This window comes from Kutzneria buriramensis, assembly GCF_003387475.1.
GTDB lineage: Bacteria > Actinomycetota > Actinomycetes > Mycobacteriales > Pseudonocardiaceae > Kutzneria > Kutzneria buriramensis.
This window is the reverse complement of sequence record NZ_QUNO01000003.1, coordinates 214,792-233,187: the sequence shown is the minus strand read 5'-3', so window position 1 is coordinate 233,187 and position 18,396 is coordinate 214,792. Positions and strand designations below refer to the sequence as shown.

The following is an 18,396-nucleotide window of genomic DNA, read 5'->3' as shown; positions in this document are numbered from 1 at the left end:
AGGAGCTGTGCGCTCAGGCGTACAGCTCCTCGATCTCCGCGGCGTAGCGCTCGGCGATGGGGCCGCGGCGAAGTTTCAACGTGTGCGTGAGCTCGGGGCAGCCGGGCTCCCACCAGGTCGGCAGGATGGCGAACCGCTTGACCTGCTCCACCCGGGACAGCCGCTGGTTGCCGGCGTCGATGCCCTCGGCGACGGCGGCCCGCACGGCCTCGGATCCGGCCAGTTCGGACAGCTCGGCCCCGGCGAGGCCGTTGGCGGTGGCGAAGCCTTGCGCCACAGCGGGTTCCAGCAGCACCAGGGCCACGTTGTACGGCCGGTTGTCGCCGATCACCACGAGCTGGCCGATGAGCGGACACCCGGCCCTGATGGTGTTCTCGATGGTGCTCGGCGACATGTTCTTGCCGCTGGCGTTGATGATCAGTTCCTTCTTGCGGTCGATGATCCGCACGTACCCGTCGGGATCCATGGTCGCGACGTCGCCGGTGTGCAGCCAGCCCTCGGCGTCGACGGCGGCCGCGGCGTGGGCGGTGTCGTGCCGGTAGCCCTTCATCACGAGCTCCCCGCGCACGAGCAGCTCGCCGTCGGGCGCCAGCAGCAGCTCGACGCCGGGGATGGCGGGGCCGCAGGTGCCGTAACGGTTGGCGTGCGGGGGATTCAGCGTCGCCAGCCCGCACACCTCGGACATGCCCCAGCCCTCGGACAGCGGAATGCCCAGCGCGTTGATGAACTCGACGGCGTCGGCGGTGATCGGGGCGGCCCCGCACAGCGCGTACCGGATCTGGTCGAAGCCGATCATCGCCCGCAGCGGGGCCAGCATCCGCTCGTCGGCCGACTTGTGGCGGGCGCGCAGCTGCTCGTCGGGCGCCGCGCTGCGCACGTAGTCGAGGCCGAGCCGGATCGCCTGGGTGAGCGCGTTCTTGCGGGCCGGGTCGATCTCGCCGGCGATCATGGCCTCGACGCCGGCGCGGATGTTGTACCAGACCTGCGGCACGGCGCCGAAGATCGTCGGCCGGGTCTCCACCACGGCGGCGAGCACCGCGCGCCGGTTGGCCACGCACGTGACCTGAAGTCCGGTCACGATCTGCGTGTAATGAGTGCCCCATCGGTCGGCGACGTGCGCGTGCGGCAGGAACGAGATGATCCGGTCGTTGTGGTCGGCCGGCAGCACGGTCGCGGCCGCGGTGACCGCGGCGAGCATGTTGCGGTGGCTGAGTTCCACCCCTTTGGGCGGCCCGGTCGTCCCGGAGGTGTAGATCAGCGTGAGCACGTCGTCCGGTTCGACGGCCCGCCAGGTCGCCTCGAAGTCGAAGTCCGGGTCGGCCATGGCCTCCAGCTCGGCCAGGCCGATGGTGCCCTCGGGCGCGTCGTCGAGGCAGACGACGTGCTCCACGGCGGTGCCGTCGCGGCCGGCCAGCACGGTCGGCAGGAACTGCTCCTCGCAGACCACCACGCGGTTGCCGGCGTTGCCGACCTGGAACTGGAGCTGCTCCGGTGAGGACGTGTTGTACAGCGAGAACGGCGTCGCGCCGAGGTGGAAGACGGCGGTGTCGATCAGGTGGAACTCGGGGCGGTTGACCATCATCAGGGCCACGGTGTCGCCCCGGCGCACGCCCAGCGCGGCCAGCCCGGTCGCGATCCGCCGCACCCGTTCGGCGTACTCGCGCCAGGTCACGGTGACCCCGTCGGCGGGGGTGCGGAGCGCGACCAGGTCGGGGTGCTGGGCCGCCGTCGCCTGGAACACGGCGCACAGCGTGCTCATCGGTCCTCCTCCCCGGCCGCCCGAAATCGTGCTGACGCTAACAGTTCCCCTGATTGGTGCCAATCAACCCGGCACCCATCCGTGATACAAAGAGAGGGAATCGTCTCACCGTTTCGGGAGGTGACGATGGACCTGGCCGGACCGGGCTCGCTGCACTGGCGGCACGCCGGTGACAACCGCGTCCTGCTGCTGCTCGTGCGGGTCGGCCTGATGCAGCTGATGCATCCGGGGCTGGGTGCCGGCGTGCGCGATCATTCGGACTTCTTCGGCGAGCCGTGGGAGCGGATCATCCGTTCGGTGCCGCAGATCCAGGGCGTCACGTTCGACTGGCCGGACGCGGCCGCCACGGCGCGGAAGATCACCGCCTATCACGTCGACATCACAGGCGTGGACGAGCAGGGCCGGCGCTATCACGCCCTCGACCCGGAAACGTATTTCTGGGCCCATCTGACCATTTTCGACACGATGATCCGCGCCATCGAGCTGTTCGACCACGAACTCTCGCCGACCGAGCGGGAACGGTTCTACGCCGAATCACTGGACGCGTTCCGACTCTACGGCGTCAGCGACCGGTTCGCCCCGCCGGACTGGGCCGGCTACGAGCGCTACCTGGACCGGATGTGCCGGGAGAACCTGGAGCTGACGCCGGTGGCCCAAGGGCTGCTCGCTTTTGTGGAGGAACCGCCGGAACGATTCCCTCTCGTGCCGCAGCCGATCTACCGGCTGCTGAAAAGGCCCTTCGGGAAGTTCCTGTGGTGGGTGAACCGCGGCACCCTGCATCCCGCCATCCGGCAGCGAATCGGCGTCACCTGGACGGCGGTGGACGAGCGCCGGCTGCGGATCTTCGCCAAGATCGTGCACGGGGCGTGGCCGCTGGTGCCGTACCGGCTGCGGTACTCGCCGAGGTCCCGATCCGCGATGAAAAGGGTGGCCGGTGCCCGTTGACGACGACCTGATCCTCGACGCCGCCGTCGAGGAGCTGCGCGCCTACGGCCTGCGCCGCACCAGCGTCGACAACGTCGCCAGGCGCGCCGGGCTGTCGCGGGCGACCGTCTACCGGCGGTTCGAGAGCAAGAACGCGCTGGTCCAGGCGGCGCTGGTGCGGGAAAGCTCCCGGTTCTTCGGCGAGATCGTCGCCGCGATCGGCCCGCTGCCGACCGCCAACGAGCGCCTGGTGGAGGGCTTCGTCGTCGGCCTGCGCAAGGTGCGCACGGACGCGCTGCTGGCCCGGCTGCTGGTCAGCGACCCTGAGGAGCTGCTGCCGTATCTGACGCTGCGCGGGGCCGGCGTGATCGCCGCGGCCAGCGAGTTCCTGGTCGACCAGTACCGCGCGGTGGTGCGGCCGCGGCCCGGTGGGCGGGACCCGCGGGTGCTGGCGGAGATGTTGGTGCGGCTGGCGATCTCGTTCACGCTCACGCCGGACGGCGCGATCGCCGTGCACGACGACGATGCCGTCCGGGAGTTCGCCCAGTCCTATCTGGCGCCGCTGCTCCCGTGACATGTTACCGTCCAGTAAGTTGACTGGCGGTGGGAGCTGAGATGGCCGATCTGGATCAGTTGGTGTCGCTGGGCGTCAAGGTGACCGGGCACGTCGCCGAGGTGACGCTCCTCGGCCCGGGCAAGGGCAACGCGATGGGCCCGGACTTCTGGCGCGAGCTGCCGGTCGTCTTCGGCGCCCTGGACGCCGACCCGCAGGTCCGCGCGATCGTGCTGACCGGCAGCGGCGCCAACTTCTCGTACGGGCTGGACCTGCCGGCGATGATGCCCAGCTGGGCCGAGCTGCTCGGCGCCGACCCGGCGCTGGCCGAGCCCCGCACCCGCTTCCTGCACGACCTGCGCCGGCTCCAGGACGCGGTGACCTCGGTGGCGGCCTGCCGCAAGCCGGTGATCGCGGCCGTCTCCGGCTGGTGCATCGGCGGCGGCGTGGACGTCATCGCCGCCGCGGACATCCGGGTGGCCAGCGCGGACGCCAAGTTCAGCGTGCGCGAGGTGAAGGTCGCCATCGTCGCCGACCTGGGCAGCCTCCAGCGGCTGGTCGGCATCATCGGCGAGGGCCACCTGCGCGAGCTGGCGTTCAGCGGTCGCGACATCGACGCCCGCCGTGCCGAGCGGATCGGCCTGGTCAACGACGTCTACGACAGCCAGGACGAGGTGCTCGACGCCGCCCGCCGGCTCGCCGAGGAGATCGCGGCCAACCCGCCGCTGGTCGTCCAGGGCGTCAAGGACGTCCTCGACACCGCCCGCGCCCCGCAGGTCGCGGCCGGCCTGCGCTACGTCGGCGCCTGGAACTCCGCGTTCCTGCCGAGCAAGGACCTCGGCGAGGCGGCGCAGGCCTTCTTCGAGCGCCGCCCGCCGGAGTTCCGGGGACAGTGACCATGCAGGGAAGGACGCCTTACCCGCGTTGACCGAGGGTAAGGCGTCCTTCCCTGCATCAAGTCCTCAGCCGTTGCGGTCCGGACCGGCCTTGGCGATGTCGATCCGGACCAGCACGCGCTTGTCCCGGACCATGGCGGCCCGGTAGTCGTCCCAGTCCGGGTGCTCGCCCGACACCCGCCGGTAGTACTCGACCAGCCCGTCCATCGCCTCGGGCAGGTGCACCACCGACGCCGTGCCCTCGACCTGGATCCAGCGGCCGAAGAACTCGTCGGGCAGCACACACACCGCCACCTGCGGATTCCGCAGGATGTGCTTGAGCTTGTACGCGGTCTCCCGGGTGCTGATCACCACGTAGCCCTCGGGGTCGACGTCCACCGTCACCGGCGACATCTGCGTCGAGCCGTCGGCACGGGTGGTGGCCAGCACCGCGCGGTGCTGGCTCCGGATGACTTCCCTGGCAGCGTCCAGATCCATGTCCGCTGCAACCACCGTGTCCGGGACCACATTCCCCTAGGCGAGCGCCTGCGACACGACCTCCCGGGCCTCCTGCTGGATCCGGGCCAGGTGGTCGGGGCCCTGGAAGCTCTCGGCGTAGATCTTGTACACGTCCTCGGTGCCCGACGGCCGCGCCGCGAACCACCCCGATCGGGTGGTGACCTTGAGTCCGCCCAGCGCCGCGCCGTTGCCGGGGGCCTCGGTCAGCCGCTGCTCGATCGGCTCGCCGGCCAGTTCGGTCGCGGTGACGGCGTCGGGGGAGAGCTTGGCCAGCTTGGCCTTCTCCCCACGGGTGGCCGGCGCGTCGACCCGGGCGTAGCTGGGATCGCCGAACTCGCCGACCAGCTCCGCGTAGCGCTGGCTCGGGGTCTTGCCGGTGCTCGCGGTGATCTCCGCCGCCAGCAGGCAGAGCAGCAGCCCGTCCTTGTCGGTGGTCCACACGCTGCCGTCCAGGCGCAGGAACGAGGCCCCGGCGCTCTCCTCGCCGCCGAAGGCGACGCTGCCGTCCAGCAGGCCCGGCACGAACCACTTGAAGCCGACCGGCACCTCCACCAGCCGCCGGCCCAGGCTCGCGGTCACCCGGTCGATCATGGACGAGCTGACCAGCGTCTTGCCGACGGCGGCGTCCGCGGCCCAGCCGTCGCGGTGCCGATAGAGGTAGTCCACGGCGACGGCCAGGAAGTGGTTGGGGTTGAGCAGGCCGGCGTCGGGAGTGACGATGCCGTGCCGGTCGGCGTCCGCGTCGTTGCCGGTGGCCAGGTCGAACTCGGCGCGGCGGCCGATCAGCGAGGCCATCGCGTTCGGCGACGAGCAGTCCATCCGGATCTTGCCGTCCCAGTCCAGCGTCATGAACCGGAAGGTGGCGTCCACCAACGGGTTCACCACGGTCATCTGGAGCTTGTACCGGTCGGCGATCTCCGCCCAGTAGGCGACCGAGGCGCCGCCCAGCGGGTCCGCGCCGATGCGAAGCCCGGACTCCCGGATCACGTCCATGTCCACGGCCGTCGGCAACGCGCCCACGTACGCGTCGAGGAAGTCGTAGCGGCCGGTGGTCTCCGCGGCGAGAGCCTTCGCGTACGTCACCCGCTTCACGCCGTCCAGTCCGGCGGCCAGCAACTCGTTGGCGCGGTCCTGGATCCAGCGCGTCACGTCGGTGTCGGCCGGGCCACCGTTGGGCGGGTTGTACTTGAAACCACCATCGCGTGGGGGATTGTGCGACGGCGTGATGACCACGCCGTCGGCCCGGTCGCCGGGGTTCTCGTTGTACGCGAGGATCGCGCGGGACAGCGCCGGCGTCGGCGTGTAGCCGTCGCGGCTGTCGATCAGCACCCGCACGCCGTTGGCCGCGAACACCTCCAGCGCGCTCACGAACGCCGGCTCGGACAGGGCGTGCGTGTCCTTGCCCATGAACAGCGGGCCGGTGATGCCCCGACCCGCGCGGTACTCGCAGATCGCCTGGCTGGTGGCCAGGATGTGGTCCTCGTTGAAGGCCGTCGACAGCGCCGAGCCGCGGTGTCCGGAGGTGCCGAAGGCGACCCGCTGCTCGGGCACCGACGGGTCCGGGTGCTCGGCGTAGTAGGCCGTGACGAGCTTGGCCAGGTCGACCAGATCGGACGGCTGTGCGGGCTGGCCGGCCCTGGGGTCCACCGACATCCGGGCTCCTCCTCGTGACGCGCTGTGGGCGGTAGGCATCCTCTCACCCTGACGGCGGTTTTCCGTCGGCCCCGGATGGAATCAGGTAGCGGGTAGTGATCCGAGCGAGGAAGGGCAAATGAACACACCAGGACGCCGGGGCCGAGCGACCATCGAGGACGTCGCGAGACTGGCGGGGGTGTCGCGGCAGACCGTCTCCCGGGCGGTCAACGACATGGCCGAGATAACGCCGTCCACCAAGCAGCGGGTGCTGGAGGCGGTGCGCACCCTGGGCTACCGGCCCAGCCGCTTCGCCCGGGGACTGGTCAAGCAGGACACCACCACCATCGGCCTGATCATCTCCGACCTGGTCAACCCGTTCTTCCCGGAGGTCTGCGCCGGCGTGCTGGCCGCCGCCGAGCACCGCGGCTGGCACGTGGTCGTGTGCGACACCCAGTACTCGCTGGAGCGCGAGCTGACGGCGCTGGAGGTGCTGTCGCACCAGGCCGACGCGATCGTCGGCTACCTCGGCAATACCGACGACGAGCTGGAGCGGCACGCCGGCGGGGTGCCGCTGGTGCTGCTGGAGCGGCCCAGCACGTCGCCGCGGCTGGGGTCGGTGCGGATCGACATCGAGGGCGGTGTGCTGGCCGGCATGCGGCACCTCGTGTCGTCCGGGCACAACCGGATCGGCATGCTGGACGGCGCCCCGTACCCGTCGCAGAGCGGCCGCCGGCAGCACTACCTGTCGGTGTCCCAGGAGCTGGGGCTGGCCGTCGACGAGGGGTGGATCTTCGACTGCGACCAGTCGGTCGCCGGCGGCGCGGCCGCGATGGAGGCCCTGCTCGGGGCCCACCCCGATCTGACGGCCGTGTTCGCCTTCAACGACCTGATTGCGGTGGGCGCGGTGCAGGCGGCGCGAGGGCTGGGCCGGGAGGTGCCGTCGGACTGCGCGGTGATCGGCTTCGACGGGTTGCAGCTCGGCGAGCTGGTCGACCCGCCGCTGACCACTCTGCACATCGACAAGCGCCGGATCGGCGAGCTGGCGGTCGAGCAGGTGGGGCTGATCCTGGCCGAGCAGACCTCGGCGGCGACGCACTGGCCGGTGGTGCGCCCCAAGCTGGTGATCCGCCGCTCCGCGTAGCGTGCCGGCATGGACCTGGTGCTGCGGGCGCTCGACGACGCCGATCTCGACCGGATCTTCGAGTGGGAGCGGGATCCGACCGCGGTCGCGATGGCGGCCTTCACCCGGGCCGATCCGTCGGACCGGGCGGCGTTCGACGCCCACTACGCGCGCATTCGAAGCAATCCGGACGTGCTCGTTCGGGCGATAGCCGACGGGGACGGCCTGGTCGGCACGATCGGGAGCTTCACCATGGAGGGGGAGCGGGAGATCACCTACTGGATCGCCCCCTCCCGGTGGGGCCGCGGGCTCGCCTCCGCCGCCCTCGGCGCGTTTCTGCTGGTCGAGGCGACGAGGCCGCTGTACGCGCGGGTCGCCGAGCACAACATCGGCTCGGCCCGGGTGCTCGCGAAGGCGGGCTTCGCGCGGATCGGCACCGAGACGTCCTATGCCGACGGGGTGGGGCGGGACGTGGTCGAGCACATCTACCGACTCACCGCCTGACCACCGCGTACGGCATAGTCGTCAGCCTATGAGGCACGTGTTCGACGCCGTGCTCGATCGGTTCGCCGCGGCCGATCCGGGCACGCTCCGGCTCCGGCAGGCGATCCGCACGGCGGCCAGCGTGGTGCTGGCGATCGCGGCGCTCGCGCTGCTCGGCCTGCCCATCACCGCGATCATGCTCGGCACGATCGTGGCGATGATGTCGGCGATGTCGGTCAACGACAAGACCGCGCGGGCCAAGGCCGGCACGTTCCTGCTGCTGCCGGTGTCGGCCGGGGTGTCGATCACCACCAGCGCGCTGCTGGCGCCGTGGCGGGGGATCGCCGACGGCGCCTTCCTCGTGATCATCTTCGTGGCCGTCTACCTGCGGCGATACGCCCCGCGCGGGTTCGCCGTCGGCATGGTCGCGTTCATGACGTTCTTCTTCTCGCTGTTCATCCACGCCACCGTGCCGCAGCTGCCGCAGCTGCTGTTCGCGGTGGTGGTGGCGCTGTGCTGCTCGGCGTTCTCGCACTTCGTGCTGGTGCCCCGGCGGCCGCGGCTGAACCTGCGGCGGATCGTGGTGGCTTTCCGAGCGAGGCTCGCACAGCTGGTCGACGCCGCCGCGCACCTGGTCGAGGAGCCGGACGACCGCCGTCAGGAGCAGCTGCGCAAGCGGGTGGCGCGGCTGCACGAGTGCGCGCTGATGGTGGAGACCGAACTGGCGGACCTGGTCGAGCCGACCCAGTTCGACCAGTGGCAGATGGACGTCGTGGACATCGAGCTCACCGGCGAGCGGCTGGCCATCGCGGCGCGGCGGCTGGTGGCCGGCGGGGCCGTTCCCGACGATCTTCGTGCCGGGCTGGTCGGCGAGCTGAGGGAGCTGCGCGTGCTGGCGGGGCGCGATCCGCGGCCGGCGCTGGCGTACGAGGACGACGACTCGATGACCCGGCTCGCGGCGATCGGCCGGCAGCTGGACGCCGTGGACAATCCGCCGCACGTGACGCGGTTGCGGCGCGCCGTGCGGGAGCTGGCCGTCAGCATCACCTCGGCGCGGGCCGAGCTGGAGTCGGACCTGCCCGCCGTCGTGATGGACGATCACCCCGGGCGGCACCGCCAGCCGGACGACGAGCCCCCGGCGTCGCCGACCGCGCCGCCGGCGCAGACCGGGCTGCGGTTGACCACGCGGCAGGCGATCCAGGCGGTGATCGGCGCCGGGCTGGCGATCCTCGGCGGCGAGTTCGTGTCGACCCAGCGCTGGTACTGGGCGGTGATCACGGCCTTCCTGGTGTTCGCCAACACGACCTCGCGCGGCGACATCCTGATCCGCGGTTTCCGGCGCACGGTGGGCACATTGCTCGGCATTCTCGCCGGCATGGTCGCCGCGTCGCTGGTGTCCGGCCAGAACGTGCTGATCCTGATTCTGATCATCGGCTGCATCTCGCTCGGCGTGTACGTCGTGCAGGTCTCGTACGGCCTCATGACGTTCTTCATGACGATGATGCTGGCGCTGCTGTACAGCCTGATCGGCACGTTCACGCCCGAGGTTCTGGTGCTGCGGCTGGAAGAGACGATGATCGGCGCGTTCGCCGGCGGGATCGCGGCCGTGCTGGTGCTGCCGACGAAGACCCGGGCGTTGATCAAGGAAGACATCGCCGCCGTGCTGGAGGCGTTGCGGCGCTTCATTTCCGACGCCACCGGGCTGCTGCGCGACGCCGACACCGTGGACCTCATCGACCAGTCGCGGGAGATCGACAAGAAGCTGGCCGACCTGCGCAAGGCCGCGGAGCCGATGACGCATGTGATCAGCCCGTACCGGAATCAGCGCAGCGAGCTCCGGCATCTGTTGGCGTTGCTGGGAAGCAGCGCCTACTACGCGCGGAGCCTGGCCGCCAATGCCGAGCCGGCGCTGCTGGCGTCCGATGATCGGCTGCCACGGACCAGCAGTCGTATCGTCGAGAACCTGGGGCGGTTGATCGCCGCCGTCGGCGGCGCGGACGGTGACCGGAAGCAGGTCGTCGCCGGCGACGCCTTGTCGTCGCACGTGCGGCCCCGGCATCTCGCTGAGGGCGGCGAGCCCGATGACGCCGTCGCGCGGCGGATCATGGCCAGTTTCGACCACCTGGACGAGTTGATCGTCGCGCTGGCCCGGCCGCTGGGGCTGTCCGACGACACCGACACCGAGCCCAGCGACGAGGTCGACGCCGTGACGTCCCGGCTGCTGGGCCAGGTCCGCGACGCCGACGGGTCGCCGCTGGCCGATGCCGCGCTGACGCTGGTGGACGGGAAGGGCCGGCAGGTCGGCCGGTCCGTGCCCGCCGACGACGGGCGGTTCCGGATCGAGGTGCCGCAGAGCGGGACGTACCTGCTGATCGCCTCCAGCCCCGGCCGGCATCCCAGCGCCGACCTGGTCACCGTGCCGGCCGGGCCGGTGACCAAGGACGTGGTGCTCGAGGCGGAGCGGGACGCCTGGCGTTGAAATCGCGGTCAACCGGGTAAGGTTTTCGCGACCGGCGGCCGTAATGTGTACCTGGGGTCGCCTGATGACGTTCGGCGTAGCGCAGTGTCGACGTTTTGGTCCGGTCGCCGGAGCCGAAAGCCTGATTCCCGTGGCGATCGCGGACAGTGGAATTTGCATACCGGATAGTTCTGCGTGCGGTGACCGCGGCCGGGTCGGCGTCCGCCTCCGTCGCGATCAACGCCGGCATCGTCAAGGACTCCGCGCACTTCGCTTTTGCGGACTTCACGTTCCGGGACAACGAAAGGCTGCGGCTCACAACGCCTGGCGGTGACAGCGGGACGGCCTCGCAGGTCTTCTTCAAGGGGCCCGTCGTGAAGGTGTCACTCTGCTCCGGCCTCTTCGATGGCAGGAATGCCGAACATTGCGACACCTCCTTTCCTGCGATTCCGTGATTTCATGCCCGATGGCATCGGGTCAATTCGGGGCCTTCTCGCCGCGGGCCAGTTCCAGCTGCTCGGTGATCGCGTCCATGATCCGCCGGGTCGCCTCCGCGACCACGTCACGGGTCTGCTCCCGGCCGAGCAGGTCCGACAGGTCGACGGGCGGCCCGGTGCGGATCACCACCCGCTTGCGCGGCAGCAGCCTGGGCAGCTTTGCCTTCTGCGGCAACACGTTCTGCGTGCCCCAGTGGCCGATCGGCACCACCGGCACCCCGGTGGCCAGCGCCAGCCGGGCGATGCCGCTCTTGGCCTGCTTCACCGACGGCCAGCCGTCCGGATCCGCCGTGAACGTCCCCTCGGGGAACACCAGCACGCATTCCCCGCTCTCCAGGGACTTCACGGCGTCCCGGTACGCGTCCGTCGCCTTCGACGTGCCCCGGTGCACGGGGATGTGCCTGCCGCCAGCCAGCACGCTGCGCACCACCGGGATCTGCCACAGCCCGGCCTTGGCCAGGTAGCGGGGAATGCGGCCGTGCGCCAGCACATACGCGGTCACCGTCACCGGATCCGCGAACGACACGTGGTTGCTGGCGATCAGCACCGGCCCCTCGGCGGGGATGTTCGACCCGCCGAACCAGCCGGACCGGGTGAAGACCATCACGAACGGCCACAGCACGTCGATGGCCAGGCCGTACCAGAAGCCGCGGCCCCGCTTGGGGGTGCGCAGGGTCAGTCGGATCTTCGCGAGCGGGCCGCGTGGCGCGGTGCCGGCGTCGTGGGTCGCCTCCGGGATGAGCACGCTAAGACTTTCGCACGATCGGGTGGCCCGGTTCTGGCTCACGTCGCGGATCGGGCGAGATCGTGGTGAGACCGTCCGCTGTCGGCGACCCGCCCGCCGGTGATCCGGTCGGCGGCCAGCCGCCCCGAGATCAGCACCGGCGGCACGCCGACGCCCGGCGTGGTCCCGCAGCCGGCCAGCACCACGTTGTCGATGCCCCGCAGCAGGTTGCGCGGCCGGAACGGCCCGGTCTGCGCAAACGTGTGCGCGGCGGCGAACGGCGTGCCGGCGGCCAGGCCCTGCCGGGCCCAGTCGGCCGGCGACAGCACCCGCTCCACCGTCACCGAGTCGTCGAGTCCGGTCAGCCCGCGGGATTCCAGCACCCCCACCAGCTCGTCCCGGTACGCCGGCGCAACGCGGTCCCAGTCGATCGGGGCCAGCTCCAGGTTCGGCGTCGGCGCCAGCACGGACAGCAGCTGGCGGCCCTCCGGCGCCAGCGTGGGATCCGTCGCCGTCGGCCGCGTGATCAGCAGCGACGGGTCGGTCATCAGCCGGCCGGTCGAGGTGAGCTCCTGGAAGGTGCGCCGCCAGGCCGCCCCGAACGAGATCGTGTGGTGGCCGAGTTCCGGCCAGGACCGGTCGACGCCGGCGTGCAGCACGAACGCCGACGGCGACCACCGCAGCGGCACTATCCGCCGCGGCAGGTGCCCCAGCAGCCGGTACGCGGCCGGCAGATCCGGCGTCAGAACGACGGCGTCGCAAGCGATCCGCTCGCCGTGAGTCGTACGCACGGCCGCCACGCGGGAACCGATGCGCTCCAGCCAGGCGACGGTCGTGCCGTAGCGGAGCTCCGCCCCGGCGCGGGCCGCCGACGCCGCCATCGCCTCCGGCACGGCGCGCATCCCGCCGCGCGGGAACCACACGCCGGCGACGGTGTCCATGTAGGCGATCACCGCGTACGCCGCGAGCGCCTGCTCCGGCGGCACGCCGGCGTACAGCGCCTGGAACGAGAAGATCCGGCGCAGGCGGCGGTCCTTGACGAAACCGCCGACCTTCGCGCCGAGGCTGCCGAACGCACCCATCGCCGCCAGCCGGGCCAGCGCCGGGCCGACCAGGTCCAGCGGGGAGTCGAAGTTGGCGCCGATGAACCGGTCGCGCTCGGCCGCGTACAGGTCGGTCAGCCAGCGGCGCAGCCGCCGGTAGCCGGCGGCCTCGGCCGGGCCGGCCACCCGCCGCACCTCGGCCTCCATGGCGTCGGCGTCGCTGTGCACGTCGATCGTGCTGCCGTCGGGGAAGTGCGCCACGTACGCGGGGTGCAGCGGCACCAGGTCCAGGCGGTTGGCCAGCGAGTCGCCGACCGCGTCGAACGCCTCGTCCAGCAGCTCGGGCATGGTCAGCACGGTCGGGCCGGTGTCCAGCCGGTAGCCGTCGACGTCGAGCTGTCCCGCCCGGCCGCCGGGCACCCGGTCCCGCTCGACGACCGTCACCCGTCGGCCCGCGCCGAGCAGGTGCAGCGCCGTCGACAGCCCGGCCAGCCCGGCGCCGACCACCACAACGTGGTCCGTGCGCCCCTTCATGGCCTTCATCTCAGTGGTTACGCCTTGTTGCGGCAACCGCGAGGCGCGCCAGCTCGGACGCGGCCGGCTCGGCGACCGGCGTCGCGGCCAGCGTGGCCAGCGCCTGGTCCCGCAGCTCGTCGATGCGGGCCTCGACCGCCGCGACCGCGCCCAGGTCCACCAGCAGCTCGCGGATCACGTCCACGGCAGGCTCGTCCAGGTCGTGCCGGCCGATCGCGGACCGCAGGCGGGCCGCGTCCGCGTCCCGGCCCGACCGCTCCGCGTGCTCCAGGCCCAGCGACACCAGCAGCGTGCGCTTGCCCTCACGGAGGTCGTCACCGGCCGGCTTGCCCGTCACGGCCGGGTCGCCGAAGACGCCCAGCAGGTCGTCCCGCAGCTGGAAGGCCAGGCCGATGTCCACGCCGAACTGCCGCAGGCCCTGCACCAGGCCGTCGCCCGCGCCCGCGAGCACTGCCCCGAGGTGCAGCGGCCGCTCCACCGTGTACGCCGCCGTCTTCAGCCGGTCCACGCGCAGCGGCGCGGCCGCCGACTCGTCGGCGCGCGCCTGCGTCAGCACGTCCAGGTACTGTCCGGCGAGCATCTCCGTGCGCATCGCCCGCCACGGCTCGAACGCCCGGTTCAGCTGGCCCACGCCCAGGCCGGACTCGCGCAGCATGTCGTCGGCCCAGGCCAGCGCCAGGTCGCCGAGCAGCACCGCCGAGGCCTGCCCGAACCGCTCCGCCGTGCCGGCCCACTGCTCCGCGCGGTGCAGGTCGGCGAACGCCACGTGCACCGTCGGCGAGCCCCGGCGCACCGCCGAGGCGTCCATCAGGTCGTCGTGCACGAGCGCGCACGCCTGGATCAGCTCCAGCGCGCTCACCGCCATGACCACGGCCTCGGTGTCGGCGCCCCGCGGGTCGCCGCCCGCGCCCCGCCAGCCCCACCAGGCGAACGTCGGCCGGATCCGCTTGCCGCCGCCGAGCACGAAGTCGGCCAGCGCGTCCACGGCCACCGCGAAGTTCTCGTCCACCAGCGCCGCCTCGGTGCGGCGGCGGTTCAGGTAGTCGGTCAGCGCCCGCTCGACCAGGCCGAGGAAGCCGGTGTCGCAGGGGTGCAACGCCGTGAGGTCGTCGCTGGGCTGGTCCGGCCAAAGCTCGGCCAGAGTGCCCGGCTTGCTCATGCCAACCTCCGTCGTGCGCCCAACGCGTGCATGCCAACAGTACGTTGCCGCACCGAGGGACCTGCTCAGAGGTTGCTGCCCGTAATCTGAGGCCATGACGTCGGTGGTCGAACGGCTCCGCGGGCCGCGCCCGGTGTTCTCGGTGGAGTTCTTCCCACCCCGCGACGCTGCCGACGAGCAGCGGCTTTGGCTGGCCATCAGGCAGTTGGAGGGCTGCGAGCCGGCCTTCGTGTCGGTCACCTACGGGGCCGGCGGCTCCAGCCGGGACCGGACGATCCGGACCACGGGGCGGGTGGTGCAGGAGACCTCGCTGTTGCCGATGGCACACCTGACGGCGGTCAACCACTCGGTGGCGGAGTTGCGCAACGTCATCGGCTGGTACGCGGCGGTGGGCGTGCACAACGTGCTCGCGGTGCGGGGCGACCCGCCCGGCGACCCCAACGGCGAGTGGGTCCGGCACCCCAAGGGCCTCACCTACGCGGAGGAGCTGGTGACGCTCATCCGGCAGCTCGGGGACTTCTGCGTGGGGGTGGCCGCGTTCCCGTACGGGCACCCGCGGTCCACGGACCTGGACGCCGACACGGAGAACCTGGTCCGCAAGTTCCGGGCCGGTGCCAGCTTCGCCATCGCGCAGCTGTTCTTCGAGGCCGAGGACTTCCTGCGGCTGCGGGACCGGGTGGCCGCGCGCGGCTGCGACGCGCCGCTGCTGCCGGGCATCCTGCCGCTGACCACGGTCCGCACCCTGCACAAGACGGCGGAGTTGGCCGGCGCGCCGGTGCCGCCGTCGGTGGCCAGCCGGCTGGACCGGTTCGCCGACGACCCGAAGGCGTTCCGCGCGGCGGGCATCGACGTGGTCACCGAGCTGTCCCAGCGGCTGATCGACGAGGGCGTGCCGGGGGTGCACTTCTACACGTTCAACATGTCGAAGGCCACCACCGAGGTGGTCGCCCGGCTGGGGCTGCTGCCGGCCCGAGCATGATCGTTCGGCCGGGTGAACCCGCTCACCCGTCGGGCAGGTGAACGGGCTGGTCAAACCGGGTGCCAAGGGCGACACGCCGCGTGCTCGCGCTGTCACTCAATGGGGTCGTCACCCTGCGAAGTTGCTCCGAATGGCGGTAGTTTCCACGCCTGCACGGCTTCGGTGTTCCACGCCGGTGCGGTGCCTTCATGAAGAGCGGTGCAACTCAAGGAGTGTGGAGTCCGTGCTGAAGAAAGCCGGAATGATCGCTGGCGTCGCGGCCGGTCTGATGATCGTCGGCTCGCCGGCGTTCGCGGGCACCTCGACCGACCTGGTCATGCACGACGGCGGCGACACGCAGGTCACGCACTACGTGCCGATCCAGATCGTCGACAACCACGTGCCGGTGTCCAGCGAGGAGTACGTGGACGGCGGCGCCAGCCACACCAACGCCTCCAACGTGCTGGGCGGCGGTGGCGATCTCCAGGAGACCGACTACCTGCCGATCCAGTTCGCGGGCAACACGCTGCCGATCAGCAGCTACCTCGAGTACCTCGGCTCCAACGCCGACAACAGCTCGAACACCGCCGGCTGATCGCAGCCGTCGAGAAACGGGGCGCGCCCACCAGGGTGCGCCCCGTTTCGTCTGTCCGGGGATCCCTCAGCGGCGGGAGCGCGACCGCAGGCTGCGGCGGTGCGCCCGCAGCGCCAGCACGCTGATCGCCAGCACCGAGCCGCACAGCAGGGCGGCCACCAGCACGCTCCACCGCATCCACGCGGCGTCGGCCAGCATGGACAGGTCGGAGGTGGCCGACAGCGACGTGATCGTCCCGGGCTTCGGGTTCCACGTGACGGTCTGGTCGCTGACGGCGCCGGTCGCGCTGGTGATGTCGGCCGGGAAGGTGATCTTCAGCTGGACGTCGGCGTGGTCGGCGGGCATCGTCCGCAGGTCCACCGAGCCGGTGAAGTACACGAGGTCGCCGACCCGGCGCAGCAGCAGTTGGTAGTCGCTGCTGGCGGCGCTGGACCCGCCGACCAGCGTGGTGAACTGGTCGAAGTCCATGTTGGTGAAGGAGAGCTCGGTGCCCACGTAGCCGTCCGCGGCGTAGGGCTGCACCAGCACCTGGTCGCCGAGGTCGGACGGGATGGACAGCTGCGGCCCGTGGTCGGCCGGCGAGGACGGCACCGTCGCCGCGATCATCGTGCCGGACACCTTGTAGTCGCCGGACACGGTCAGATCGGCGTGGGCGCGCACACAGCCCGTCAACATCGCGGCGGCGGCCGCGAATGCCAGCGACAGCCCCGCGATTCGCGGGTACGACCTGGCCACGGTCTTCAGCACCGGGCCATCGTGCCAGTCGAAACCGTGCCCACGGTGGATCACCGCCCGAAGGAGCTACAGGGCGTGGTGGGGGCCGAGGTAGCGTGCCCGACATGTCATCCACCCCACGAGGCGTGCACCAACTGAGCGACGAGTTCGTCGCCGACTACGCCGCACTCGACCCCAACGCGGCGACCCACCTCGGCATCACGGGGTACGACGAGGAACTGACCGACTACTCGCCCGAGGGCCACGAGAGCCGGGCCGAGCTGACCGCGCGGGCCCTGCGCGAGATCGAGGCGGCCGAGCCCGCCGACGAGTCCGAACGCGCCGCCAAGGCCGTGTTCCTGGAGCGCAACGGGCTGTCCCAGGAGTTCCGCGAGGCGGGCCTGGACCTGTCCTCGCTGAACGTGATCGCGAGCCCGGTGCAGGACCTGCGCCAGCTGTTCGACCTGATGCCGACCGAGACCCCCGAGCAGTGGGCGACCGTCGCGACCCGGCTGACCAAGGTGCCGCAGGCCCTGGCCGGCCTGCGGGCGTCGCTGTCCCTGGCCGCCGACCGCGGGGTCGTGTCGGCGCTGCGGCAGGTGACCCGGGTCGCCGAGCAGTGCGAGACGTGGTCGGGACAGCGCGGCGGCTCGTCGTTCTTCGCGCGGCTGATCGCCGGCGCGGACGTCGACGACTCGCTGCGGACCCACCTGGAGACCGGCGCGAACGCGGCCGCCCAGGGCTACGCCGACCTGGCCGTGTTCCTGCGCGAGGAGCTGGCCGGCCGGGCGCCCGAGAAGGACGCCGTCGGCGCGGACGTGTACCGGCTGACGTCGCGCTACTTCACCGGCGCCCGGCTCGACCTCCAGGAGGCCTACGAGTGGGGCTGGGCGGAGTTCGCCCGCATCGAGGCCGAGATGAAGGAGGTCGCCGGCCGCATCCGCGCCGGCTCGACGCTGGCCGAGGCCGCGGCGGTGCTGGACGCCGACCCGCGCTACCAGCTGCACGGCCAGGACGCGCTGCGGGACTGGATGCAGCAGCTGTCCGACAAGGCGCTGGCCGACATGCGGGGCGTGCACTTCGACATCCCGGACCCGCTGATGACGCTGGACTGCAAGATCGCGCCGCCCGGCGGCGGCGTCGGCGCGTACTACATCGGCCCCACCGACGACTTCAGCCGGCCGGGCGCGATGTGGTGGTCGGTGCCGGAGGACCGGGAGGAGTTCTCCACCTGGCGGGAGACCACCACCGTCTACCACGAGGGCGTGCCCGGCCATCACCTCCAGTACGCCACCGCGGTGTACAAGGCCGACCAGCTCAACCGGTTCCAGCGGCTGATGTGCTGGGTGTCCGGCCACGGCGAGGGCTGGGCGCTGTACGCGGAGCGGCTGGTGCGCGAGCTCGGCTACCTGGACGACGACGGCGACCTGCTCGGCATGCTCGACGGCCACCTGTTCCGGGCCGCGCGGGTCATCGTCGACCTTGGCATGCACCTGGAGCTGGAGATCCCGGCCGGCACCGGCTTCCACGAGGGCGAGCGGTGGACGCCGGAGCTGGGCCTGGAGTTCATGCTGACCCGGACCATCACCGACCCGGCGCACGTGCGCGACGAGATCGACCGCTACCTGGGCTGGCCGGGGCAGGCGCCGTCGTACAAGCTCGGCGAGCGGCTGTGGCTGGCGGCCCGGGACGAGGCCCGCGCCCGGCACGGGGACGCGTTCGACCTGAAGGCGTTCCACAAGCAGGCGCTGGAGATGGGCTCGATGGGCCTGGACACGCTGCGCGAGCGGCTCGCCCGGATCTGACCCGATGCAGGGAAGGACGCCTTACCCTCGCTCAACGCGGG

At 71.5% G+C, this 18,396-nt stretch carries 17 protein-coding genes; 10 read left to right on the top strand and 7 right to left on the bottom strand.

Annotated features, from left to right (window positions below; translation table 11 throughout):
- Positions 1 to 13: 13 nt before the first annotated feature.
- A complete protein-coding gene (locus tag BCF44_RS09540) occupies positions 14 to 1,759 on the bottom strand; it encodes an AMP-dependent synthetase/ligase (RefSeq protein WP_116173828.1) in 1,746 nt (581 codons plus the stop codon).
- Positions 1,760 to 1,885: 126 nt separating this feature from the next.
- On the opposite strand from BCF44_RS09540, the gene BCF44_RS09535 reads away from it, so the two are divergent.
- The 3 genes from BCF44_RS09535 to BCF44_RS09525 are packed head-to-tail and all read left to right on the top strand — an operon-like array spanning position 1,886 to position 4,132.
- Entirely contained in the window at positions 1,886 to 2,704 is an 819-nt protein-coding gene (locus BCF44_RS09535) for an oxygenase MpaB family protein (protein WP_116173827.1), read from the top strand.
- Positions 2,694 to 3,257, top strand: coding sequence for a TetR/AcrR family transcriptional regulator (locus BCF44_RS09530; protein ID WP_116173826.1), 564 nt, complete (start codon positions 2,694 to 2,696; stop codon positions 3,255 to 3,257). Before BCF44_RS09535 ends, BCF44_RS09530 begins: the two co-directional genes overlap by 11 nt.
- 41 nt (positions 3,258 to 3,298) lie before the next feature.
- The gene (locus tag BCF44_RS09525) at positions 3,299 to 4,132 is read left to right on the top strand and encodes a crotonase/enoyl-CoA hydratase family protein (protein ID WP_116173825.1); all 834 of its coding nucleotides are present in this window, start codon (positions 3,299 to 3,301) and stop codon (positions 4,130 to 4,132) included.
- Between the two features lie 66 nt (positions 4,133 to 4,198).
- Here BCF44_RS09525 and BCF44_RS09520 read toward each other — a convergent pair whose 3' ends face one another.
- On the bottom strand, positions 4,199 to 4,609 hold the full coding sequence (locus BCF44_RS09520) for a PPOX class F420-dependent oxidoreductase (RefSeq protein WP_116173824.1): 411 nt from the start codon (positions 4,607 to 4,609) through the stop codon (positions 4,199 to 4,201).
- A gap of 36 nt (positions 4,610 to 4,645) precedes the next feature.
- Positions 4,646 to 6,283, bottom strand: a complete 1,638-nt coding sequence (pgm, locus tag BCF44_RS09515; RefSeq protein WP_116173823.1) for a phosphoglucomutase (alpha-D-glucose-1,6-bisphosphate-dependent) — start codon at positions 6,281 to 6,283, stop codon at positions 4,646 to 4,648.
- Positions 6,284 to 6,401: 118 nt separating this feature from the next.
- On the opposite strand from pgm, the gene BCF44_RS09510 reads away from it, so the two are divergent.
- From BCF44_RS09510 to BCF44_RS09495, 4 genes are all read left to right on the top strand, one after another.
- Complete coding sequence (locus BCF44_RS09510; protein WP_116173822.1) at positions 6,402 to 7,406, top strand: LacI family DNA-binding transcriptional regulator; 1,005 nt, start codon at positions 6,402 to 6,404, stop codon at positions 7,404 to 7,406.
- Positions 7,407 to 7,415: 9 nt separating this feature from the next.
- The gene (locus BCF44_RS09505; protein WP_116173821.1) at positions 7,416 to 7,889 is read left to right on the top strand and encodes a GNAT family N-acetyltransferase; all 474 of its coding nucleotides are present in this window, start codon (positions 7,416 to 7,418) and stop codon (positions 7,887 to 7,889) included.
- Positions 7,890 to 7,917: 28 nt separating this feature from the next.
- Positions 7,918 to 10,347, top strand: coding sequence for an FUSC family protein (locus BCF44_RS09500; RefSeq protein ID WP_170217440.1), 2,430 nt, complete (start codon positions 7,918 to 7,920; stop codon positions 10,345 to 10,347).
- A gap of 179 nt (positions 10,348 to 10,526) precedes the next feature.
- Positions 10,527 to 10,781, top strand: a complete 255-nt coding sequence (locus tag BCF44_RS09495) for a hypothetical protein (protein WP_116173819.1) — start codon at positions 10,527 to 10,529, stop codon at positions 10,779 to 10,781.
- A gap of 22 nt (positions 10,782 to 10,803) precedes the next feature.
- On the opposite strand, the gene BCF44_RS09490 is transcribed toward BCF44_RS09495, so the two are convergent.
- The 3 genes from BCF44_RS09490 to BCF44_RS09480 are packed head-to-tail and all read right to left on the bottom strand — an operon-like array spanning position 10,804 to position 14,220.
- Positions 10,804 to 11,568, bottom strand: a complete 765-nt coding sequence (locus BCF44_RS09490; protein WP_246014914.1) for a lysophospholipid acyltransferase family protein — start codon at positions 11,566 to 11,568, stop codon at positions 10,804 to 10,806.
- A 38-nt stretch (positions 11,569 to 11,606) separates the two neighbouring features.
- The gene (gene crtI / locus BCF44_RS09485) at positions 11,607 to 13,133 is read right to left on the bottom strand and encodes a phytoene desaturase family protein (protein ID WP_116173818.1); all 1,527 of its coding nucleotides are present in this window, start codon (positions 13,131 to 13,133) and stop codon (positions 11,607 to 11,609) included.
- A 1-nt stretch (position 13,134) separates the two neighbouring features.
- The gene (locus BCF44_RS09480; protein WP_379798225.1) at positions 13,135 to 14,220 is read right to left on the bottom strand and encodes a polyprenyl synthetase family protein; all 1,086 of its coding nucleotides are present in this window, start codon (positions 14,218 to 14,220) and stop codon (positions 13,135 to 13,137) included.
- A 157-nt stretch (positions 14,221 to 14,377) separates the two neighbouring features.
- Here BCF44_RS09480 and BCF44_RS09475 point away from each other — a divergent pair, with 157 nt between their 5' ends.
- Positions 14,378 to 15,262, top strand: coding sequence for a methylenetetrahydrofolate reductase (locus tag BCF44_RS09475; RefSeq protein WP_116173816.1), 885 nt, complete (start codon positions 14,378 to 14,380; stop codon positions 15,260 to 15,262).
- 223 nt (positions 15,263 to 15,485) lie between these two features.
- Complete coding sequence (locus BCF44_RS09470; protein WP_147328445.1) at positions 15,486 to 15,836, top strand: hypothetical protein; 351 nt, start codon at positions 15,486 to 15,488, stop codon at positions 15,834 to 15,836.
- A gap of 66 nt (positions 15,837 to 15,902) precedes the next feature.
- Here the strand turns inward: BCF44_RS09470 and BCF44_RS09465 are convergent, their stop codons facing one another.
- Positions 15,903 to 16,583: a DUF3153 domain-containing protein gene (locus tag BCF44_RS09465; RefSeq protein WP_116173814.1), complete on the bottom strand. Its 681-nt coding sequence runs from the start codon at positions 16,581 to 16,583 to the stop codon at positions 15,903 to 15,905.
- A 92-nt stretch (positions 16,584 to 16,675) separates the two neighbouring features.
- Between BCF44_RS09465 and BCF44_RS09460 the strand changes: the two genes are divergently transcribed.
- Positions 16,676 to 18,355 carry a DUF885 domain-containing protein gene (locus tag BCF44_RS09460; RefSeq protein WP_116174255.1) on the top strand — a complete coding sequence of 560 codons (1,680 nt, stop codon included), beginning with the start codon at positions 16,676 to 16,678 and terminating at the stop codon, positions 18,353 to 18,355.
- Positions 18,356 to 18,396 lie beyond the last annotated feature (41 nt).